25 protein-coding genes are annotated in these 21,941 nt (G+C 42.3%); 13 read left to right on the top strand and 12 right to left on the bottom strand.

Features of this window, described 5'->3' with window-relative positions; all coding sequences use genetic code 11:
* Position 1 precedes the first annotated feature (1 nt).
* The 5 genes from NST01_RS17695 to NST01_RS17675 all read left to right on the top strand — a co-directional run bounded on the left by NST01_RS17695 (position 2) and on the right by NST01_RS17675 (position 4,611).
* A complete protein-coding gene (locus tag NST01_RS17695) occupies positions 2-397 on the top strand; it encodes an SMI1/KNR4 family protein (RefSeq protein WP_017368244.1) in 396 nt (131 codons plus the stop codon).
* Between the two features lie 233 nt (positions 398-630).
* On the top strand, positions 631-1,476 hold the full coding sequence (locus NST01_RS17690; RefSeq protein ID WP_008343563.1) for a lipoate--protein ligase family protein: 846 nt from the start codon (positions 631-633) through the stop codon (positions 1,474-1,476).
* A gap of 39 nt (positions 1,477-1,515) precedes the next feature.
* Positions 1,516-2,001, top strand: a complete 486-nt coding sequence (locus tag NST01_RS17685; protein ID WP_008343561.1) for a tetratricopeptide repeat protein — start codon at positions 1,516-1,518, stop codon at positions 1,999-2,001.
* A gap of 103 nt (positions 2,002-2,104) precedes the next feature.
* Positions 2,105-4,381: a glycosyltransferase gene (locus NST01_RS17680; RefSeq protein WP_046526749.1), complete on the top strand. Its 2,277-nt coding sequence runs from the start codon at positions 2,105-2,107 to the stop codon at positions 4,379-4,381.
* A complete protein-coding gene (locus NST01_RS17675) occupies positions 4,378-4,611 on the top strand; it encodes a DUF5970 family protein (RefSeq protein WP_008343557.1) in 234 nt (77 codons plus the stop codon). Before NST01_RS17680 ends, NST01_RS17675 begins: the two co-directional genes overlap by 4 nt.
* Positions 4,612-4,646: 35 nt before the next feature.
* On the opposite strand, the gene NST01_RS17670 is transcribed toward NST01_RS17675, so the two are convergent.
* On the bottom strand, positions 4,647-5,447 hold the full coding sequence (locus NST01_RS17670) for an RsfA family transcriptional regulator (protein ID WP_046526748.1): 801 nt from the start codon (positions 5,445-5,447) through the stop codon (positions 4,647-4,649).
* A gap of 242 nt (positions 5,448-5,689) precedes the next feature.
* Between NST01_RS17670 and NST01_RS17665 the strand changes: the two genes are divergently transcribed.
* The 3 genes from NST01_RS17665 to NST01_RS17655 all read left to right on the top strand — a co-directional run bounded on the left by NST01_RS17665 (position 5,690) and on the right by NST01_RS17655 (position 7,914).
* A complete protein-coding gene (locus NST01_RS17665) occupies positions 5,690-5,911 on the top strand; it encodes a DUF1450 domain-containing protein (protein WP_003215259.1) in 222 nt (73 codons plus the stop codon).
* Between the two features lie 170 nt (positions 5,912-6,081).
* A complete protein-coding gene (locus tag NST01_RS17660) occupies positions 6,082-7,383 on the top strand; it encodes an HD domain-containing protein (RefSeq protein ID WP_007497716.1) in 1,302 nt (433 codons plus the stop codon).
* A 30-nt stretch (positions 7,384-7,413) separates the two neighbouring features.
* Positions 7,414-7,914, top strand: a complete 501-nt coding sequence (locus tag NST01_RS17655; RefSeq protein WP_007497715.1) for a YwgA family protein — start codon at positions 7,414-7,416, stop codon at positions 7,912-7,914.
* A gap of 104 nt (positions 7,915-8,018) precedes the next feature.
* Here NST01_RS17655 and NST01_RS17650 read toward each other — a convergent pair whose 3' ends face one another.
* From NST01_RS17650 to ssuE, 8 genes are read right to left on the bottom strand one after another with little or no spacing between them, the layout of a single operon-like run.
* The gene (locus tag NST01_RS17650) at positions 8,019-8,762 is read right to left on the bottom strand and encodes an amino acid ABC transporter ATP-binding protein (protein ID WP_017360086.1); all 744 of its coding nucleotides are present in this window, start codon (positions 8,760-8,762) and stop codon (positions 8,019-8,021) included.
* Positions 8,759-9,469, bottom strand: a complete 711-nt coding sequence (locus NST01_RS17645) for an amino acid ABC transporter permease (RefSeq protein ID WP_008343549.1) — start codon at positions 9,467-9,469, stop codon at positions 8,759-8,761. Before NST01_RS17645 ends, NST01_RS17650 begins: the two co-directional genes overlap by 4 nt.
* Positions 9,470-9,485: 16 nt before the next feature.
* Complete coding sequence (locus tag NST01_RS17640; protein WP_008343547.1) at positions 9,486-10,328, bottom strand: transporter substrate-binding domain-containing protein; 843 nt, start codon at positions 10,326-10,328, stop codon at positions 9,486-9,488.
* Positions 10,329-10,345: 17 nt separating this feature from the next.
* The gene (locus NST01_RS17635; protein ID WP_008343545.1) at positions 10,346-11,107 is read right to left on the bottom strand and encodes an amino acid ABC transporter permease; all 762 of its coding nucleotides are present in this window, start codon (positions 11,105-11,107) and stop codon (positions 10,346-10,348) included.
* 13 nt (positions 11,108-11,120) lie between these two features.
* Entirely contained in the window at positions 11,121-11,684 is a 564-nt protein-coding gene (locus NST01_RS17630) for a GNAT family N-acetyltransferase (protein WP_008343543.1), read from the bottom strand.
* A gap of 34 nt (positions 11,685-11,718) precedes the next feature.
* Positions 11,719-11,973, bottom strand: coding sequence for a glutaredoxin family protein (locus NST01_RS17625; protein ID WP_008343541.1), 255 nt, complete (start codon positions 11,971-11,973; stop codon positions 11,719-11,721).
* Positions 11,973-12,998: an LLM class flavin-dependent oxidoreductase gene (locus NST01_RS17620; RefSeq protein ID WP_008343539.1), complete on the bottom strand. Its 1,026-nt coding sequence runs from the start codon at positions 12,996-12,998 to the stop codon at positions 11,973-11,975. Before NST01_RS17620 ends, NST01_RS17625 begins: the two co-directional genes overlap by 1 nt.
* Positions 12,982-13,533, bottom strand: a complete 552-nt coding sequence (gene ssuE, locus NST01_RS17615) for an NADPH-dependent FMN reductase (RefSeq protein ID WP_008343538.1) — start codon at positions 13,531-13,533, stop codon at positions 12,982-12,984. The genes NST01_RS17620 and ssuE overlap by 17 nt, the downstream gene beginning before the upstream one ends.
* 150 nt (positions 13,534-13,683) lie before the next feature.
* Between ssuE and NST01_RS17610 the strand changes: the two genes are divergently transcribed.
* On the top strand, positions 13,684-14,568 hold the full coding sequence (locus tag NST01_RS17610) for a LysR family transcriptional regulator (RefSeq protein ID WP_008343536.1): 885 nt from the start codon (positions 13,684-13,686) through the stop codon (positions 14,566-14,568).
* A 39-nt stretch (positions 14,569-14,607) separates the two neighbouring features.
* Here the strand turns inward: NST01_RS17610 and NST01_RS17605 are convergent, their stop codons facing one another.
* Entirely contained in the window at positions 14,608-15,936 is a 1,329-nt protein-coding gene (locus NST01_RS17605) for an LLM class flavin-dependent oxidoreductase (RefSeq protein WP_341042286.1), read from the bottom strand.
* A 374-nt stretch (positions 15,937-16,310) separates the two neighbouring features.
* Between NST01_RS17605 and NST01_RS17600 the strand changes: the two genes are divergently transcribed.
* Positions 16,311-17,123 (top strand): zinc-dependent metalloprotease, encoded by an 813-nt coding sequence (locus tag NST01_RS17600; RefSeq protein ID WP_035389836.1) that lies wholly within the window; start codon positions 16,311-16,313, stop codon positions 17,121-17,123.
* Positions 17,124-17,175: 52 nt separating this feature from the next.
* Here the strand turns inward: NST01_RS17600 and NST01_RS17595 are convergent, their stop codons facing one another.
* Complete coding sequence (locus tag NST01_RS17595; RefSeq protein ID WP_008343530.1) at positions 17,176-17,361, bottom strand: 2-hydroxymuconate tautomerase; 186 nt, start codon at positions 17,359-17,361, stop codon at positions 17,176-17,178.
* A gap of 107 nt (positions 17,362-17,468) precedes the next feature.
* Between NST01_RS17595 and NST01_RS17590 the strand changes: the two genes are divergently transcribed.
* Together NST01_RS17590 and NST01_RS17585 are read left to right on the top strand one after the other, a co-directional pair.
* On the top strand, positions 17,469-18,131 hold the full coding sequence (locus NST01_RS17590) for a site-2 protease family protein (RefSeq protein ID WP_050826697.1): 663 nt from the start codon (positions 17,469-17,471) through the stop codon (positions 18,129-18,131).
* 12 nt (positions 18,132-18,143) lie between these two features.
* Complete coding sequence (locus tag NST01_RS17585; protein ID WP_076821280.1) at positions 18,144-18,662, top strand: YwhD family protein; 519 nt, start codon at positions 18,144-18,146, stop codon at positions 18,660-18,662.
* Positions 18,663-18,787: 125 nt separating this feature from the next.
* On the opposite strand, the gene NST01_RS17580 is transcribed toward NST01_RS17585, so the two are convergent.
* Positions 18,788-20,857, bottom strand: coding sequence for a transglycosylase domain-containing protein (locus tag NST01_RS17580; protein ID WP_129547946.1), 2,070 nt, complete (start codon positions 20,855-20,857; stop codon positions 18,788-18,790).
* Positions 20,858-21,082: 225 nt separating this feature from the next.
* Between NST01_RS17580 and speE the strand changes: the two genes are divergently transcribed.
* The gene (speE, locus tag NST01_RS17575) at positions 21,083-21,913 is read left to right on the top strand and encodes a spermidine synthase (RefSeq protein WP_003214614.1); all 831 of its coding nucleotides are present in this window, start codon (positions 21,083-21,085) and stop codon (positions 21,911-21,913) included.
* Positions 21,914-21,941: the final 28 nt, after the last annotated feature.

The following is a 21,941-nucleotide window of genomic DNA, read 5'->3' as shown; positions in this document are numbered from 1 at the left end:
AATGATTCATTTTTCTCAGATTCCCAACTTGGTCATGAACGAACCAGCAAGTGACATACATATCAAAGAGGCAGAAGCTGAACTAAATATGATGTTTCCTCATGCCCATCAAGTCTTACTGAAACAATCAAATGGATGTTCCATTGGAGGCGACCTGCTTTTATACGGAACTGAAGACATAGTAGAACGCAATAAAACATGGGAAGTCCATCATTATGCCAGCGGCTATGTAGCCATTGGTGACGATGGCGGCGGGCGAGTATTTCTTATGCGGCAGGCAGAAGAAGAGAAAAAAGTGTGGATCGTCGATGCTGGTGTGATGGACCCTCAGCATGCGGAATTGGTGGCTGAAGACTTGTTAAGCTGGGTAAGTCACGGCTGTTTCATAGAAGTTTAGTCTATTAAGGAGATGATCGATTTGCCGTGGAACACATTGATCGCTGCATGCCTCGTGGTTGGGGTTCCTGTCGTTTTGATTGCAGCTGTTTATTTCATTTCGAAAAGGAAGAACAAGAAAACCAAATCCAGTTGAAAAGCTCTGTGACGTTCCTTGTCATAGAGCTTTTTTCTCTCTCATTCTCCCTCCATGTTATAATAAACACAGTTTATGAACGAGAGGATATGCAGGACATGAAAAATGAACCTATTGAGTTATTGACGCAGCCGACATGGCGAATCATAGATCAATCGAGCCTTGGTCTCTATGTAGACCCAAAGCAATCTTTTGCGATGGATGATACGCTTTGTGCGTCGGTCGGGAAAGGACTCTCACCAGCGACAGCACGTTCTTGGGTGCACCACAATACGATCGTTCTTGGGATTCAGGATACAAGACTTCCATTTCTCCAAGATGGTGTAAAGCTTCTTGCGAAAGAGGGATATCGCGTGATTGTGCGCAATTCAGGCGGTCTTGCTGTTGTGCTGGATGAAGGCGTACTGAATGTGTCTTTAATCTTTGCGGAACAAAAGAAGGGCATTGATATTGACCGAGGATATGATGCGATGGTGGAATTGATCCGCCGGATGCTGTCGCTGTATGAGGTGGACATTGAAGCTTATGAGATTGTCGGATCTTATTGTCCGGGCAGCTATGATCTAAGCATCAATGGAAAGAAATTTGCCGGCATTTCTCAGCGTAGATTACGCGGAGGGGTCGCTGTGCAGATCTATTTGTGTGCAGATGGAAGCGGCCGGGAACGAGCTGATTTGATTCGCCGTTTTTATGAGGCGGCCTTAAAGGATAAACGGCATGAGGTGAAAGCGGTATTCCCTGATATACAGCCTGATACGATGGCATCCCTATCAGAATTAACTGGAGAACCCATTGACTGTGCGCTTCTCATGCGTCTTTTACTAGAAGAACTTCAAAAGCTGAGCGAGCAACTGACCGCTTCAGGGTTGACCACCGAGGAACAACTGGAGTTTGAGAAGAACATGACACGGATGATTGAGCGGAATGAGAAAGTGTTCTCGTAAACATATCTTTCCAGCCATCTTAAAAATAGGGGTGATGTAATGGAAACGAAACTTCTGAAAGCGATTGAACTTCGAGAAAGTGGACATCTTCAAGAATCCAATGACATGCTCATCCGTCTTGTAGAAGAGTATCCAGATCATGCCTCCATTCACTATCAATGTGCTTGGAGCTATGATGTGTTAGGGAAGGAAAAACAAGCTGTCTTTTTTTATGAGAGGGCGCTTGAGCTAGGTTTGTCTTCAGAAGAAAGAGAAGATGCTTTTTTAGGATTAGGAAGTACATACAGAACCATAGGGGAATATGAACAGTCAAAACAGATATTCCTCCATGCGATGGAAGCTTATCCGCATAATAAAGCCATTCAAACGTTTTATGCCATGACTTTGTATAATTTAAATGAACATAACAAAGCCATGGAAATATTACTGAACTGTTTAACTGAAACGACAAACGATCCTGCTATTTTGAGTTATCGAAAGGCCATTGATTTTTATTCAAATCAGTTAGATCGATTGTGGAAATGATTTATATAGACATGGAGGGGCAATGTAATGGAAGAATCCCCTCCTTTGCTATGACATTTTATATGTGATAGTCCTTTATGACATAAGAAAGAAGGAAAATGTTTTGTCATTCATCACCACGTATTACCCGCTGTTTATGCTTTGTATTTTGTCTCTGTTGTATATGATATATCGTATCCAGCCAATGGCCTCTACTGTGAAAAAAGTCATCATTGTGCTATGTGTGTTAACAAATGCTGCCTATATTTGCTGGCGCCTCTTCTTTACATTGCCGCATGAAGGTACTTTTAATGTTGTCATGGGCATTTTGCTTGTTGCCTGTGAATGCATTGGGTTTATCCAGTTGCTTGTGTTTTATACACTTGTTTGGAAGCCTTCAAATCGGAAACAAGTCATGATTAGTGATCTTGACAGGCTGCCAACAGTTGATATTTTCATAGCTACATATAATGAACCAATTGAGGTGCTGAAACGTACTGTTGCAGGTTGTTTGAATCTCTCTTATCCGAAGGAAAGCGTTCAAATTTATTTATGTGATGATGGCAATAGGGAAGCAGTAGAGCAGCTTGCTTCTGAGTTTGGTGTTCATTATCTGACAAGAACAGATAACAGATTTGCTAAGGCAGGTAATTTAAATCATGCGATGTCTCAAACGGATGGAGAGCTGATTCTGACACTTGATGCAGATATGGTCCCTCTTCCTTCATTTTTAGAAAAAACAGTGCCCTATTTTCATGATGGGGCAACTGCGTTTGTTCAAGTTCCACAGGCGTTTTATAACGAAGATCCTTTCCAATATAATATGTTCTCGAAAGATCGAATTCCAAATGAGCAGGACTTCTTCATGCAAACTCTCCAAGCTGGTAAGGATCGGTTTAATGCCGTCATGTATGTTGGGAGTAATACGGTATTTAGAAGAACGGCATTAGATGAAATTGGCGGATTTGCTACAGGAGTAATTACAGAAGACATGGCAACAGGAATGCTTCTTCAGGGGAAATTCAAATCTGTGTCTGTCGGAGAAGTATTAGCCGTCGGTCTGGCACCTGAAAGCTGGCTTGATCTGTTAAAGCAGAGAGATCGCTGGTCGAGAGGGAACATTCAGTGTGCCCGTAAGTTTAATCCATTGAAGGTTCGCGGCTTAACGCTGATGCAGCGTGTTCTTTATTTAGATGGCATTGTGTATTGGTTTAACGGTTTGTTTAAAATGATTTATATTCTCACACCGATTTTGTTTTTATTGTTTGGTATTCAAAGTTTCTGGGCAGATTTCCAGTCCGTTTTCATGTTTTGGCTGCCGGCGTTCTTTAGCTCGTATTTAGCATTTAAACTTGTGTCGAATCAAAAAAGAAGTATGTTTTGGAGTCATATTTATGAAAGTTCAATGGCATTCAACTTAGCTGGTGTGGCACTCAGTGAACTGTTCTTGAAGAAACGTGTTGAATTTCTGGTGACACCGAAGGGAATTCAAACGGACAAAAGGCATTTTCATTTGAAAACGATGATTCCCCATCTGATCTTCTTGCTGCTCTCATTGCTTGCCCTTGTGAAAATAGGTTACGATGTGAAGGTAAATGGGACGATGAACGCTGATCTTATGTTGATTAATATTTTTTGGGTGCTTTATAACGGTGCAGGCTTATTCATGGCACTGCTTGTGGCGTTTGATCGACCGCGTTATCGGAAATCAGAGCGATTTGTCATTGAAAAAGAGGGGCATCTTCGTTCTGATCATCAAGATCAGTCGATAGCTTGTTTTCTACTAGATATGAGTGATTCAGGTGCGCGTCTGTCCATTCCATTGGACCAAGCGTCTTCTCTTTATCAAGGACAAACGCAATTATTTTTTTCAGAGAATGAAAGCGTGTCGTGTGACGTGGTTTGGAGCTATCCAGAGGGAGACAAGCTGATGGTTGGTGTTGCTTTTACTGACACAAAAAAATCAGAGTATTTATCACTGATCCGTTTCTTATTCACACGAGAGCATGTAGCGGTGACGGATCGTGAGAAAAAATCTCATGCTGTTCGCACGTTTCTCCGCTTTTTAAGAGAAACGGAGAAGGTACCAAAGGCTCTGCGGCGCAAATGGATGAGAAGGCCATTGCAAGGTGTGACAGGCACGATCGCCTATGAGGACCGACTAGAAGAGAAGGTGCCGGTGATCATACATGATATCAGTTTATCTGGGTGCAAAATTGAATTTGAAGATTCAATTGAATTAAATGGGCAAGTGCTGATCACCATTGACACAGAATCTCTAACGGATCAGCCGGCGATTGCGATTTGGACATCACAAAAACGCAGACGTACAATGGCCGGACTCAAGTTTGTTCAGCCTGAAATCAAGCAGATAGAAGAAAGAGAGGGAGTGGTTTCTTGAAATCCAAAAATGGCGGTTACCTCTATTTACTATGGCTTCCTGTCATCATAGGAGCCGGTTACGGCATTTCGCTTTTCGTGCCGTTTCTTCAGCCTGTACTGACGCTTGGTATCGCAGGGCTTTATATTTTTATCTTTGGTGATTTTCAGGTGAGGCAAGTTAGGTATATTTTTATGTTCGTCTTCTTGATCAATGTCCTTTTTAGCGTGATGCTATTTTTGGATATTTAAAAAAGTGCTTCCCGCAGGTGGGGAGCACTTTTTGGTTATTCTGCCATTTTTTCAAGGTTGCCGTTCCGGTCCATTTTAAAGGTTGGTGCGGCACTGTCGTCCTCTTCAAACAAAACTAGTTTTCTTGCACGGTTCATGATTTTGACGAGTGTTTCATAATCTTCTTGAATGGTGAGCTGATCCTTTTCAAGCTTTTTCACTTCAGCTTCTAGCTGCGACACTTTATGTGAAAGTTCATTGTTTTCTTGTTTTAACCGGCTGTTTTCCATCCGTAAGGCAGCTGATTGCTGTCCATCGCCTTCATAGCGGCGTAAGAAATCAATGATATCCTCAATGGTTAACTCTTGGCGCTGCCCAAATGGATTGGCTTCTAGCTTTTTCTCTGTCACTTGAGAAGCCTGTGACAATAAATGTGATAAACTAGCTAACTCTTCATTGTAGCTTTGATCCACAAACTGAAGCTGTTCGGCTGTTTCGGCTGCAGGTGCAAACGTTTCTTCTTGTGCAGGTTCCAGTTCTTGAGAGAACTCTTCCTGTGTGATCGTTTCTTCAACTTGCGGCTGATAGAGCAAACGTTTTTTCGCAGGTTGCCCATTGCCGAGTGCACGCATGCGTTGTTTACGCTGTTTTTTGGCAAGTGCCAATGCTTTTTCATATTGATGTCTCACGACAGCATTCCATCTAAATCCGCATGCCGCTGAGGTACGGTTTAGCTTGTCTCCCACTTCTTCAAATGCGTTCAGCTGTGTACTGCCCTCTCTGACGTGACGTAAGACGGTTTCTGCCAGAAGGAGATCATTTTCCTCTGACCAAGCATCTTGTCTTTGTTTTGACATGTGTTTAAACCCCCATAAGATTTGATGGTATTAGATTAGCCAAGTTGAAGAAGGTTTATACAAGTTTGCTAAAAGGATAGTGGAAAATACTAGCTTTTATGTGAATACGTCTCTGTGCTGACAATGCGTCTTGCAACTCCAGTCGCTTCGATGTACAATGTTGGGTGGTATATTATTCACTCTTAGTTGTCCAACTGTTTCATATAGAATGAAGTTTCATCATTGAAAGGAAGCGTAAGAACATGGCTAATGAGTTTCGCGTATGTGACGATTGTGATGCGACGAACCTAAAAACGTTATTGCCTCGACTTAAATCGGTTGACCCTGATGCAAAAATTGAGATTGGCTGTCAATCGTATTGCGGTCCAGGACGAAAAAAGGCTTTTGCGTTTGTGAACAATCGCCCATTATCCGCACCAACAGAAGATGAGTTACTCGAAAAGGTTCAAAAAAAAGTCAAATAAATGTCACTGAATGTGTTCAGTCGACCTAAAAAGAGGTCCGTCCCTGTCAGGTCGGGCTTTTTACGTCCGTTCAATCTATGAGAACACATTCGCCAGCAAATTCAAGGATGTTTTCGGGAAAAGTTACCCGATATAATAGAAACACGTCTTAAAAAAAGAGGGACGAAACGATGGCGTATCCAAAAGGGAAATTATCCGAAGAAAAGGTATTTAAAGATCCTGTGCACCGCTATGTTCACGTACGGGATGCATTGATATGGGATTTAATCGGAACGAGAGAGTTCCAGCGCCTTAGACGAATTAAACAGCTAGGCACCACTTATTTAACGTTTCATGGGGCAGAACACAGCCGATTTAATCATTCACTCGGTGTATACGAGATTGTCAGACGAATTGTGGATGATGTGTTTAAAGGAAGACCCGAATGGGATGAAGGGGAGCGTGAGCTTGTACTGAGTGCCGCCCTACTTCATGACCTTGGACATGGTCCGTTTTCTCATTCCTTTGAAAAGGTCTTTCATTTAGATCATGAATCGTTTACAAGAGATATCATTTTAGGGCAGACGGAAGTCAATGAAGTGCTGCGCCGGGTCAGTGACGATTTTCCAAAGCATGTAGCAGAAGTCATTGCCAAAACGTATCAAAACAAACAGGTGGTCAGTTTGATTTCAAGTCAAATTGATGCCGACCGAATGGATTACTTGCAGCGCGATGCTTACTATACAGGCGTCAGCTATGGTCACTTTGATATGGAACGTATTTTACGCGTGATGCGTCCAAGAGAAGATCAGATTGTGATGAAACAGAGCGGGATGCATGCCGTAGAGGATTATATTATGAGCCGCTATCAAATGTACTGGCAAGTGTATTTCCACCCAGTGACACGCAGTGCGGAAGTCATTTTAACAAAAATCCTCCATCGTGCAAAAGAGCTGCATGAAACGGGATATATTTTTACACATGCCCCGGTTCATTTTTATTCAATTTTTGAAGGAAATGTCACCACAGAGGACTATATTAAGCTGGATGAATCCATTGTCTTATTTTATTTTCAGGCGTGGGAAGATGAAGAAGATCACGTGCTGGCTGATTTGTGCCGCCGTTTTATGAACCGCCGTTTATTCCAATATACAGAGTTTAATCCTAACGAAGAAATGACGAAATATTTCAAGCTGACTGCTTTGTTCAAAGAAGCAGGAATTGATCCTGACTATTATTTAGTGGTCGATTCTTCCTCTGATTTGCCTTATGACTTTTATAGACCGGGCGAAGAAGAAGAGCGGCTGCCGATCCACCTTTTGACGCAAAGTGGTCATATTAAAGAACTGTCGAGACAGTCAGATATTGTTGACGCCATTTCCGGTAAACGAAGAACCGATCATAAACTTTATTTCCCGATGGACTTAATTGTAGATATGTCGGAAAAAGCTGAAGAAAAGAAGGCGATCATGAAGCTGCTTGGATTGGGATAAGGAAGTACTGAAAAAGGAGATGTCGGGAATTTGTTGAAAGAGCATGCAAAGTTGATGAAGGTGTTCTCTGAATCTGGGGAAATCGTTGGACGGAAGAAGCTGCAAAAAATGATTTACATAGCAAAAAAGCTAGATTTGCCTTTTTACGAGAAATACGATTTTCATTTTTATGGCCCCTATTCAGAGGAGTTGACGCTCAGAATTGAAGAGCTGTGCAACCTTGGATTCTTGGACGAAATGAAGGAAAAAAAGGGCGGATACTATCAATATCGTTATTCGCTGACGGACAATGGGAAAGAGTTTCTCGATCAGTGTGAAGTGGACATGCCTGACCTCAAAGTGCTGACGCAGCAGATGAATGAGCAATCGTCTCGTTTTCTAGAGCTTGTCTCAACGATTTTATACTTTGATGATCTGCCAAAAGATGAGGTAAAGGAAAAGGTCTTCACCATTAAAAGCAAGCAGCGCTATACGGACGAAGAATTTGAGGCAGCTCTTGCGTATATTGATCAGTTGAAGGAATTGAACTAACGACAAGAACCAGTTTGTGATAGCCAATGGCTAGAACAGACTGGTTTTTATTTTGTACGCATATAGAAACAGAAACAAGTCGACCTCATGGATCGACTTGTTTTTTAGGAATGATGATAAGAAAATCTTGCTAAAAATTGTTTTGTCCGTTCTTCTTTCGTCTGTTCAAAGACTTCTTCTGGTGTGCCTGATTCGACAATCACACCATCTTCCATGAAAATGACCCTGTCGGCAATATCATAGGCAAAGCTCATCTCATGCGTGACGATGATCATGGTGACGCCTGTTTGTGCCACTTGTTTAATGACGTCAAGTGTTTCACCTACAAGCTCGGGATCTAAAGCGGAGGTCGGCTCATCAAACAAAATGACCTCCGGATTCAATGCAAGTGCTCTTGCAATGCCTACTCGCTGCTGCTGTCCGCCAGATAATTGATGCGGATAGGCATCTTTTTTCTCTAGTAACCCCACTTTTTTGAGCAATTGGAGTGCTGTGTCATAGGCTTGGTCTTTCGGTTGTTTACGGGCAATGACTAAGCCTTCCATGACATTCTCAATTGCTGTTTTATGAATAAACAGGTCGTATTGCTGAAAGACCATGGCTGTTTTTCTGCGAATTGCTAGAATGTCTTTCGGTTTTGCTTGATTGAATGTGACAGTGGTGTGATCAATGCTGATCTCGCCTTGATCCGCACGCTCAAGAAAATTTAAGCATCTGAGAAATGTTGATTTCCCAGAGCCGCTCGGACCTAAAATGACAACGACTTCGCCTTTTTCCACCGTTAAATCAATTCCCTTTAGAATCTGGTTTTGACCGAATGCTTTATGCACTTGTTTGATGTGAATCATGCGAACCGCCCCCTTTTACTTTTGTGTACATATTTCTCATATCCAGCAGTGATGGCTTCAATAGAGGCACACAAAGCCCAGTAAATAAGGGCAACAGCAATGTATGCTTCAAGATAACGGTAATTCACATTGGCTTTGATTAAAGCGCCGTTTAAAATATCGACCACAGACACCATAGAGACGAGAGAAGAGGCTTTGATTAAACTGATGAGCATGTTGTTCAGTAAAGGAAGAGAGATGGGAAAGACTTGTGGAATGATCACTCTTCGCAACACCTGCCTGCCTGTGAAACCAACGGATAGAGCGGCATCAAATTGACCCTTTGGGATGGACGCAAGAGAGCTTCGAAATATCTCTGATAACCCGCTGACGGCATATAAAGAAAGGGCGAAAATGGCAATCCATCGTCTATCTAAATCGCTAAAACGGATGGGCAGCGAAAGAGATGCAGCCAATTGATCGAGCGAATCGGAAAAAATAAGATAAGATACGAGCAAGATTAATACAACAGGAATGGCTTTAAAAATCGCCACAAACCATTTGAACAATGGAGACAATACAGGCACTTGATAAAAACGGATAAGGGCAATACCAAAGCCAAAGATGGAGCCGAATACTAGCGGAAGAAAGCCTAATAGCAGCGTCGTTGGCAAATAATGAAGTGCGGCTACAAAGGCCTGAAACATAAAAGCAACGTCAAAATCCACTCAGATCGCTCCTTTCTTATGATGTAGTAAAGTCTCCGCCCAATATTTTTTTAGACAATTCAGCGAGCTTGCCGTTATCAATCAGTTTTTGCAGGGCTTGATCAATGTCCTTTTGAAGTTTCGTATTGTTTTTTTGGTATAAATAATACGTTTTAGATACGTTTACAGGCTTTCCGGATGTCACAAGATGAGCATTGAACTGTTTGTTTAGCTTATTGACGTCATACTTTGTGAGTAAGGCAGCATCGACCGTGCCATTCTGCAGGTTTTTGACTAAAATTTCGTTCCCGCCATCCCCGTAGACAATGTCAATTTTCCGATCATGCTTTGCGTTATATTGCTCTAGAAGATAAGCGAAATTACTTCCTGTAGAGGTGTGCACTTTGTGTCCAGCTAAATCGTCCAGGCTTTGAAAGTCATGACCGGATGCTTTATTCACCACCACATAGCTTGTATAATCTGTGTAGCCAACTTTTCCAAATAGATATTTCTTCTGACGCTCGTCATTGATTTCATATTGGTGTGCAGCGAGATCAACTTTACCGGCATCTAAAGCAGGCAGAATATTTTTAAACTCAAAGGATTCATATTTAAACTTATATTGTGGCAGCAGCTGATCCACTTCATCTAATACAGCCTTCTCGTAGCCTGTTAATTTGCCGTTTTCATCTAAGTAAACGAAGGGTTGATAGGCGTTCCCTGTCCCGATGACGATTTCTTTTGCATCTGGGTCATTATTGTTTGCTTCTGCTTTGATTTCATCCGATTGCTCATTATTTCCGCAGGCGGCAAGGAGCAATGAACCAAGTAGAAGCAGGCCGATGATGTAATGATTACTGAATATTCTGTTATTTTTCATGTAAATTCCTCCTCAGTTTATTTTGCACGTTTTTCTACAGTAAAGGCCGCTTCGGCTCTTTTTAAGGGAAGCAATGCCGTCTGACGCTGTTTTTTTGTTTTCGGTGTATTGATCCGTTTTTCCAATAGGTCAAATGATTTTTCTAACACCATACTTAAAATGATAAATATAACGGCAGCAATAAAGTATCCTTCTAATACGCGATAGTATAAAGCCCCTAATGTTTGAACCTTTCCGATCATGTCCATCACACCTAATGTAAAGGCGAGGGAGGTATTTTGTAATAAGTTGACAATGGCCACGCCGATATTAGGTAGGGCGATTCTCCCTGCTTGAGGAATAAGCGTTCTTCTATAAATCTGCCATTTCGTCAGTCCAATCGAGGCGGCCGCTTCATATTGAGATGCTGGGACACTCGATAGGGCAGATCGGAATATTTCTGAAAAATACCCAGCTGTATTGAGTCCATATGTAATATACAGAAAGATCAATTTGTTCCACATGGAGATATCAAGCCCTATTGTTGCAAGCACACCAGGCAGGCCATAAAACACAATAAACATTTGAACAAGGATAGGTGTTCCGCGAATAAATGAGACATAAATTGCACTGAGCTGATGCAGGATGGGAATACGCTCAATTCGAAAATAAGCAAGAATGAATCCAAGAAAACTGCCAATCAAAGTGGCAAATAAAACGATCAGTAAGGTTGTTGGAAGAGCTGACAATACTTTAGGGAAGAGTGTGACGACATACTCCCATTTGAAAAACTCCCCCATGTTGAATCACCTCCTATGTTGAAGTCGTTTGGACTTTTTCTTCTGAGGGCGGTGCGCCTAATATGGCGGCATCGAACCGTTCAGGGATGAGGACTTTATACATTAATACACCTAAGTCGCCATTATCGGCTTCACGTTCAATATATGCTGTATAGCCTTTTCGTTCGTACATCTCTAGAAGCCAGGGGTGTTTCCGGCCAGAAGTACCCAGTGTGTATGCTGGTGCTTTAAATGTCTGCCGGAGCAAGGTGTTTTCTACATAATCGAGCAGCTTATTTCCGATCCCTTGACCGGCTAAATCAGGAGCTGTGGCAAACCACCAAACAAATGGATAGCCTGAAACCGGTTGAGTGCTCTCCCACGGAAAACGTATGGTGATGGTTGATATGAGCCGCCCGTCTCGTTCTAACACAACAGCAACGGATTGTTTGATGTTTTCTGTGACCATTTCAAGTGTGGCGTTCGTGGATGGCCAATCAATGCCCATTTCTCCAAGCGGTTTAAATGCACTGGACAGCAATTCTAGAAAAGCCGGTGCATCTTCTTCGGTAGCGATGCGAAAAATATCTCGACTCATGACAAACCTCCAATCAAAAGGGTAGTGTGTAATGTCAGCTCAACGCTTTTCGTAAAGCATCGATATCTGGATTCAGCAATGCTTGATACACGTGGGGATCACGGCTGATTTCTACTACTGGCACGTAACGGACGCCGTATTTTTCTTCTAAAATATTTCTGTAATGATCATGTTCTGTTACATCAATGGTTGAATAAGTAATGTGCTGTTCGTTGAAATAGGACTGAATGTCCTGACAATAGCTGCATCCATTTTTGCTCCATAAAATGATTTTTTGATTATTTGACATTAGACGCTCACCTCTTGGTTTATTTGGTTTTTGGCTGTTAGTTCATGATCAAATGCTTCTTTTAATAATGTGATAGACGCTATTCTTGCCTCAATGTCTACAATCGGAGATAGCACAATGAACTCATTGATATCATATGTCTCGGCTAGTTCAGTCAGCCGGTGATGAACGGTTTCTTTTGTGCCAGCGGTATAACCGGTTTTTTGAACGTGAATGTTGTAGTGTTCCTTGTTTGTTCCTTTCACCAGCTTTTCTGCATCTTCTAGTGACGTCACATTAAGCTTTCTTCCATCGGAAAAGGAGACCTTTACTGTTTCCTTTTGCTTGATGTACGAGAGGGCTTGTTCATGGTCTTCTGCTACAGATACGGTGATGGCGAGAAGAAATTGCTGGTGGGTGTTCTGTGTCTTGAATTTTTGAAAAGTCTCTCTTGCTTCTTTTAATAATGCGTCATCCCCGTTAATAAAATAGGCAAACACAAAGGATATTCCAAGTTTTGCTGCGAATTCCGCGCTCTCAATACTGCCGCCTAGAAGGAACATGTCGGGTGATACGCTAGGAATTGGCTGAGCATTTAACTCATTTGCTTGTTCAGTAAGATACGTTTTGAGATCCACTAATTTTTGAGAAAAGTCTTTCCGTGACGCTTGATAATCTTCCTGAAGCGCTTGTGTCGAGAGGTTCAACCCTCCTGGTGCTTTCCCAACGCCTAAATCGACTCTGCCAGGCGCTAGTGATGCCAGTACATGAAATGTTTCAGCCACCTTAAACGGGCTGTAATGCTGAAGCATGACACCGCCAGACCCAATTCGCAAATGGTTCGTTTTTGCTAAAAGATAACCAGCGAGGGCTTCAGGGGATGATCCTGCCACTTGAGAATTATTGTGATGTTCAGACACCCAAAACCTGTGATAACCAAGCTGATCTGCTGCTTCAGCCAATCTGACAGTATGCTGAATACCCGTCTCTGCTTTCTCGTTTTCACTGACGAGGCTTTGATCAAGAATACTAAGGGTGAGCGACATTGGCTGTTCCTCCTATTAGACTTTGATATTGAGATAGTGCGAGGTTTAATCTGTTTGTGGCATCTGGATCAAGCACATAGCTATCTGAATCCTGCTTTGAGACCTGTTGATCGACAACATACACGCCAGATTGAACGACGGTTGCACCGAGTTGATGAATGATCGGTTTAAGTGCATATTCAATGACGAGCAAATGTCCGTATGTTCCTCCTAAAACAAAGGGAAGAACGGGTTTCCCTTGTAACGCTTTCTGGGGGAGTAGATCTAAAAAAGTTTTTAAAATACCGGAAAAAGACGCTTTGTAGACAGGTGTTAACACAATGACACCGTCGCTCTCATTCACAAGCTCAATGGCTTTGACAATGTCTTCGTTTGAAAAATCTGCTCCTATTAAGGCACTGCTAGGAAGCTGGTGGACTTGAATGACATGAACATCAATCCCATGTAACGCCAAACGATGATGGATGTGTTGCAGGACACCGGTTAACCGAGATTGGACGGAATGCCCGCCTGCTATAATCGTTACTTTTGCCAATTCGTCTCCTCCATTTCTGATAATTCCTTCTAAACAACTTGGAATAGTTGATAATATAAATTATAATAAGGCAAACCAATAGAAAAGTATAATTAGTAATCATAAATACACGATTCAGATATTTAAAATATAGGGAGAAGAGGGGTTTTCATGGAGATTCGAGCGATACGCACCTTTGCCACGATCGTGAAATACGGAAATTTTTTAAAAGCAGCAGAAGCGCTGAATTATTCTCAGCCAACCATCACTTTGCACATCAAACATTTAGAAGAGGAAATTGGAGAGAAGCTTCTAGAAAGAGGGAAGACCTTAAAGTTAACAGCATCAGGACAGCTTTTTTATGAAAGAGCCAATTCTTTACTCAATGAATATGAGAAATTGACGAAAACACTCCAAGATTTAGAAGTGGGCATTGCGGGGTTCATTCGCATCGGTGTTTCTGAGCCTACAGCCAGCTTAGAATTTCCTGCACTTATTGCAGAATTCAAGGAAAGGTTTCCTAATGTAGAATTTTCTGTGCAAGTAGCGGATGCGAATACGTTGAGTTCCTTACTTTCTCATGATGAGATTGATTTTGCGATTTGCGGAGCACCAGAAGCTTCGATGGAGAATAGCTATAAGCCTCTTTTTCAAGATGATATCGTGCTGCTCGTCCCGTCTTCCCATCGATTAGCGGAAAAAGGGGTAGTGGAGGTGACAGATTTAAAGGATGAGACCATTTTATTCACGCCACACAATTGCCCCATCCGTATTCAAATTGAACAACAAATCGTCGATGTCATTGGGACCAATTACAATAAGTTAGAGATTACGAGCAGCATGTCCCATAAACATTATGTTCAGGCTGGATTAGGTGTCTCTCTTTTTACACGAACTGCTCATTCCTTTACCCTTCCAGGCACCAAGGTATTAGAAATAAAGGGCATTCATGTTTCCCCGCCAGTTGGTCTATTGAGGAAAACAAATGATTCGCCAGGAAGAGCCGTACTTCAATTCATTGATCTCATCGAAAATCGACTTCATCAACCAACATGAAAAGAGGGGTAGCCTTTGAGCTAACCCCTCTTTTCATGTTTATTTCACGGTTTGTTTAAGAAACTGATTTTTCTTAATAGGCAGACCCAAATTTTCACGAAGGGTATGAGCTGGATAATTCGGGTCGTAATATCCTCTTTCTACTAATATCGGAATGACGTGTTCCGTCCATTCAGATAAACCGCTTGCTAGAATAGGCGCGCCAAAAATAAATCCATCTGCGGCATCTTCTTCGATCCATTGGATCAGCTGGTCTGCCACTTGTTCATAAGTACCGAAAAAAGCACTTTTGGGAGTGGTCACTCGTAGAGCGACTTCTCTTAAGGTCAAGTTTTGTTCTTTCGCCATTTTTTTAATCGATTCTGTTGTGGATTGAAAGCTGTTTGAACCGGCATCACCGATATCAGGAAATGGCTCATCAAGTGGAAATTGACTGAAGTCCAAGTGATCAAAGAACCTGCCCAGGTAATGAAGGGCTTCTTCAATAGAGACCAGATGTTGAATGGCTTCATATTTTTCTTCTGCTTCTTCGACTGTTCTCCCTGTAATCGGATGGATGCCAGGGAAAATTTTGATATCAGCTGGATTTCTGCCCAGCGCTGCGGCTCTATTTTTCACGTCGCGGTAATATGCTTTCGCCTTCTCAAGTGAGTCTGCATTCGTAAATACTGCGTCCGCTTCTTTTGCGGCTAGATCCTTTCCTGCCTCTGACGCACCTGCCTGGAAAATCACCGGTTGCCCTTGTTCAGATCGTTCGATATTCAAAGGACCTTTGACAGTAAAGTGTTTGCCATGATGGTTTAATGTGTGCAGTTTATCCCGATCGAAGAAAACCCCTGTTGATCGATCTCTTATAAAAGCATCCTCTGCCCATGAGCTCCATAGGCCGTTCACTACTTTTAAGTATTCTTCTGCAATTTCATATCGAAGTGAATGGCTTGGATGCGGACGAATGATGTGGTTTTCAGCAGAGCCTTCAAGTGGGGAAGTCACAACATTCCATCCGGCCCGGCCTTTACTTAATTTATCTAGAGATGCAAATTGCCGTGCAATGGTAAAGGGCTCACTGTAAGAAGTGGATACGGTGCCCACAAGTCCAATCTGTCTCGTGACCGCTGCAAGAGCGGATAAGATGGTTAATGGTTCAAATCGGTTCAAGAAATGAGGAATTGAATGTTCATGAATATATAAGCCATCTGCGACAAAGACAAAACGGAAACCCGCTGCTTCTGCCTTTTTTGTCATTGCTTGATAATAATCAATGTTCACACTTGCATCTGCTGGAACGGATTCATCCTTCCATGCATTCATATGACCTCCTGGACCATGTAACATTAATCCAAATTGTATGTGCTTTTTTTCAGACATGTGGATCGTCCCTTCTGTTTTGAAGTAGCATTGTTTTTATGTTCTTCATCATAAGGGAGAATCGCAGAGAAGTATAATTGGTATCAGTAAAGTCTGACTTTATCTTTTCTAATATCAATTTTTTCTCCCTTATATGATGTGGCTGGGTCTATGACATCATTTTAGGAAAAGGAGGATGATTACTATGTAAATGACCCAGACCAAAAGTGCTGTTTTTTGATGAAATGTGTGTCAAAATATCCGAAAAATTAGTGAAAATGACATGATTCGACTTTCTTCCTGTATATCAAATTCCCTGTTTTTGACTGAATAGAAGGAAAATGGTGAATTTTCAGTGAATATATAACCTTGTGAAAAACAAAGGAGGGATAGGAATGAAAAAGCGTTCAGTCTTTTTGTCATTTTTATTGGTAGGTAGTTTGTTACCGGGGGTAAGTTCAGCTTCAGCACCAGTTGCAAGTGCAGGTCATGGGCATGATCATGGTCATGCGCCGTTCGAAACACATATTAGTGAAGGGTTGCCAAAGGCAAACGATTTTAAAGATTTGACGAAGGCACCTCCTATTGAAAGAGATGTGACAACAAAAATATTAGACGAGTCTGGTAAACAGGTAGGGTCTAGAACCTTTAAAGCAAATACAGGAGATTCGATTTCAACAAAAGCTAGTACAGGCAGTCAGAAAGTGACCGTCTACGCAGTAGCTGATGCGCAGTATCGTGCGAAATATAGTGATTGGCAGACGCGCATTGTCAGCATCATTGAGCAAGCGGATGTGACATTTAACCGTGATCATGATGTGGACTTTGTCGTACAAGCCGTAGGGTCTTGGACGTCTTCAGGATCAAATGCATCACAAATTTTGTCTAACCTTCAGCGCAGCTTTGATGGCAGAGGATACGATTTTGTCACAGGATTTACAGCAAATCCAAACTTTGATGCAGGCGGAATCGCTTATGTTTACAATAGTGCACCGAGCGGAAGTGCATTCAGTGTCAACCTTGATCAAGGAACAGCGAATACAGCAAAAGCGGCTACACATGAATACGGCCATAACTTTGGTTTGCCGCATGACCCTCAAGGCAGCGGAATTGTCTGCTTAATGAATTATGATTATTCTTACACTGTCGATTACTTCGATGCGGCTCATAAAAATCAAGTGAACCGTAATAAAGCTTGGTACAGATAAGGTAAGAGACAAAAGGACAAACACCGAAAAAGTGTTTGTCCTTTTTATATGCTTACAGGTCGCTCATTCGCTTTCCTGCTACAGCATAATGTTCTTTTTTCATTTCTTCAATAATGACAGAGACTTTTTCTGCACCTGCGCCTGTTGTTTCAACAACGGCATCTGTGACTTTCTCCACAAGAGCTCTTTTCTGCTCATCTGTTCTTCCTTCAAGCATTTGAACGGTGATAATCGGCATGATGGCAACCTCCTTTTTCCTGTAGTGCTACGCTTCCCTTTAGTTTGAGGGACTTCTTATAGTATACTGAATGAAGTAAATCATTGTATAGAAAGAAAGAGGGATTCATGCCTTTGGACCAATTTCTTGTTTATCCATTAGAACTGATTCCATATGTCGCCATTACGCTTGTTGTGGCTTTTACGATGCACGAGCTGGCGCATGCATATGTTGCGTATCGTTTTGGAGATCCGACAGCTAAAAATCAAGGCAGACTGACGCTCAATCCATTGAAGCACCTTGATGTTTTCGGGACGATCTTGATCTTTGTGGCTGGGTTTGGCTGGGCGAGGCCTGTACCTGTGAATCGATACCATTTCAAAAACCCACGTCTCGCAGGGATATGTGTGTCGATCGCTGGACCATTAAGCAATTTGGTTTTGGCATTTTTGGGCTTTTGTGTGTATGCGCTTCTTCAGAAATTTGGTGGGGAGTCGCTCATTCGCTTTGAGCCGGGGGTCGATTATTTCTTCCAAATCTTTATTAACTTGAACGTGATTTTGTTCCTATTTAACTTATTACCGATCCCGCCGCTGGATGGATATCGTATTATTGAGGATGTTGTCAGTCCCGGCATCCGTGCAAAGATGACGCAGTTTGAACAGTATGGAATCATCATTTTCCTCATCTTCGTCATCACGCCGCTAGGTCAGTTTGTTTTTGTTCCATTGATCGGAATGCGGGATCAAATCATATACTGGTTTAATCTTATTTTGAAGCCGCTGCTTTAGGAGGTTTAATGAATGGAAGGTAAAAAGAAGAAACCAATTGGTTTTAATATCATTAAAAAAACAGATGCAACGGATGGACATGGAGGTTTTGGGGCAGGTGCCCTCAGCCTTGATAATATCTCGCCAGTCATCATTGATGTGGAGGAAAAGGAAGCCGTCATTGATATTGGTGCGATGCATGCAAGAAGTGCCGTCGAAAAAGGAATTAAATTTTTAAAAACCAAAGAAGAGGTACCTAACGGAAAACCGTATTGGCTCGTATGGGTGACGATTGACCGCAGAGAAGAGGGGCCATATTATGCAGGCGTCACAGCTTGTGAAATGACGGTTGACCGCTCGATCCGCAGAGGATATAAGTCACTTCCTGAGCATGTGAATTTAATGGATAAATCCATGAAGCGTAAAATCGTTGTCAGTCATATGGATGATGGTTCGAAAAAGGTGCTCGCTGATTTCTTGAAGAGTCACAATGAAGCGTTATGGGAAGCATCTACAGATGAATTAAAAGAAGGGTTGTCTGTTCCTGAGTAATTGTGAAATTTTTGTGAAGAATGATGAATGCATACCAATTCCAGTCGTTTTTTCAGTAAACTGGTGTTAAAGCTAGGACATGGAGAATCCCGAGATGCAGATCTCGGGGTTTTTCATGTCCATTTTTAACGTTTCAGCCACTTTTCCCACCATTTCTTAGGCTGTTGATCCTGAGCCGTGTCTTGCTCAGATGCTTTGTTCTCGGCACCATAGCAGACACCGGTCGGCTCCGTTCCTTCTATAAAATAGGTAAATACCTTTGATTCGCATCCTGGGCCAGCGAGATCACCGGTTTTTGGATTGATATATACGCCTTTTACACCGTCTGGCGGCATGAAGGAGGAGGCTGGCTGATTCGAGAGGGCTGATTCCATAAAGGAAGCCCATATCTTTTTCGCATAGGCGGTTTCTTTGACCGAGTCAATGGTGCGTCCTTTATCGTAGCCGGTCCACACACCTGTGACGAGCTGGGGAGAGAAGCCGATCATCCAGCTGTCAGCGCCTGTCGTCCCTGATTTTCCTCCATAATTTCTGGTAAGATCTTTTGAAATGGTACGTCCTGTGACACTTGTATAGCCATTTAATTGATCATTGAACATCCCTGACATCATGTCAGTGGTGACAAATGCTGCTTTTTCATCTAGTACTTGCTCTCGTTTTTGTTTCTCCTCAAAGAGTACGTTGCCCTTTGCGTCCGTTACTTTCGTAATAAAGGTTGGCTTGACACGTTTTCCTCCATTGACCAGCATCGCGTAAGCATTGGTCATTTCGATTGGTTTGACAGGTGAAGTACCTAGCGCAAGTGAAGGCACTTGATCTAGTTTTTCGTGAATCCCGAACGTTTTGCCTGCACGTACAAGCTGTTCCATTCCTAAAAATAGATGGGTTTTGACCGCATAAATGTTATCAGATAGAGCCAAAGCCTGAAGCATCGTAATACCGTCATTGGCGTAATAGCCATGATAGTTGCTTGGTGAATAAGCGGCGCCGCTTCCTTGCTCATCGAGTTCAAAAACAGTTTCTTCACTGCGCATCACGGTTGCTGGTGTAAACCCATTTTGCAAAGCCATGTAATAGAGAAGTGGTTTCATTGTTGAACCCGGCTGTCTTTTTGCTTGTGTGACACGATTGAATGGGCTTTTCTCGTAATCTCTCCCGCCTATGAGGGCGAGTACATGCCCTGTTTGGGGATGGATGGCAGCAAAGCCGATTTGGATATCTGATTCAGCATCCATGATGTTGGTTAAAGTCTTTTCAGCGATTTTTTGTAATTCAGGTTGTAAGGTCGTTTCGATATGAAGACCATACGTTTCAATTTGTTCCTCGGTTAAACCCAGCGTTTGTTTCAGTTCGCGAATGACATCATCATAAAAATACGGGGCCTGCTTTGCTTGTAGCTGCTTTTGTTTGAGCGGGCGATAGGACAGCTTTTCCTTGCTGGCATCAGCAGCCGCTTTTTTCGTAATCATGCCATCCTCTTGCATTTGCCTCAGAATCATATTCTTTCTTGCGCTGGCTTTCTCCTCATTCACATAAGGGGAGTAGAGAGAAGGCCCCTTTGGAATACCGGCAAGCAAGGCAGACTCAGCTAAAGTTAAGTTCTTCGCTTTTTTTCCAAAGTAAAGGCGGGATGCCGCTTCCACGCCGTATGCGCCGTGGCCATAATATATGGTGTTCAAGTATCCTTCTAATATCTCATCTTTTGTATAGTTTTGTTCTAAGCGGATCGTGTAAAAGGCTTCATTCCACTTCCGCTTCCATGTTTTATCATGATCTAAATATAAATTTCGTGCGTATTGCTGGGTGATCGTGCTGGCGCCTTGTACCTTTGCCATTGCACGAATGTCTGCCACCGCAGCACCCGCCATGCGTTTCACATCAAAGCCGTGATGCTGATAAAAGGTTTTATCCTCAACCGCGACCACTGCCTGCTGTATATGAGGGGACATGTCCTTTAAAGGAACCCAGTATCTCTTTTCTCCAAAGCTCGATTCGCCAAGTTTAGACCCATCGGCTGCATAAATGGTCGTAGATTGGGGAACTTGAACAGAGGGAGCGCCTTGCCACTTAGCAAGTAAAAGAATCGTCAAAAAGACTGTGCCTGCAAATAGAAAAGCGAGCAAGCCGATAAAAAAACAGGCCCGAATCGTTTTCACGGTCATGCGGATTTTTTTATTACTCATGATTGTGTCCATGCAAAGCCCCCATTTTGACGGTTTTTTATCAGTATGGGACAAAGAAAACCGTTTTAAACAGGCGACTGCAAGGGTGCGCTTTAAAAATGAAGTTATCTCATGCGGTTCTTTACAATTTGATATGAATCCACTATACTTTTTTCTTGGACAATCGATATAGTCATAGCCGATAAAAGGCGCTAACAATAGATGTTTGTTTATTATTGGATGAGAGGAAGATGAACGATGAGCGAACTTTGGTATACAGAGAAGCAAACGAAGAATTTTGGCATTACATTGAAGGTGAACAAAACCCTTCACACAGAACAAACAGATTTTCAGCATTTAGAAATGGTGGAAACAGAAGAGTTTGGCAATATGCTGTTTTTAGACGGTATGGTGATGACATCAGAGAAAGATGAGTTTGTATACCACGAAATGGTGGCACATGTTCCTCTTTTCACTCATCCAAACCCGGAAAATGTCCTTGTTGTAGGCGGAGGAGACGGTGGTGTTATTCGTGAAATCCTGAAGCATCCAAGTGTGAAAAAAGCGACACTTGTTGATATTGATGGCAAGGTCATTGAATACTCGAAGAAGTTCCTTCCTTCAATTGCTGGGAAACTAGACGATCCTCGTGTAGATGTAAAAGTCGGAGACGGCTTTATGCACATTGCGGAAGCCGACAACGAATATGACGTGATCATGGTTGACTCAACTGAGCCAGTTGGACCAGCTGTGAACTTGTTCTCTAAAGGTTTCTATGCAGGAATCTCAAAAGCACTCAAAGAAGACGGTATTTTCGTTGCACAGACGGACAACCCTTGGTTCACACCTGAGTTAATTACAAATGTACAGCGTGATGTAAAAGAAATTTTCCCGATTACCAAGCTATACACAGCGAATATCCCAACATATCCAAGCGGTCTTTGGACATTTACCATTGGTTCTAAGAAGTATGATCCACTTGCTGTAGAAGACAGCCGCTTCTTTGATATCGATACGAAATATTACACAAAAGAATTGCACAAAGCGGCATTCGTTCTGCCGAAATTTGTGAGCGACTTAATCAAATAAATCAAGCGAAGTGGAAATGCGCAAATGA

This window comes from Bacillus sp. FSL R7-0166, assembly GCF_038008935.1.
Lineage (GTDB): Bacteria > Bacillota > Bacilli > Bacillales > Bacillaceae > Bacillus > Bacillus altitudinis.
Note: the sequence above shows the minus strand (reverse complement) of the source record. Positions and strands in the feature narration are given on the sequence as shown.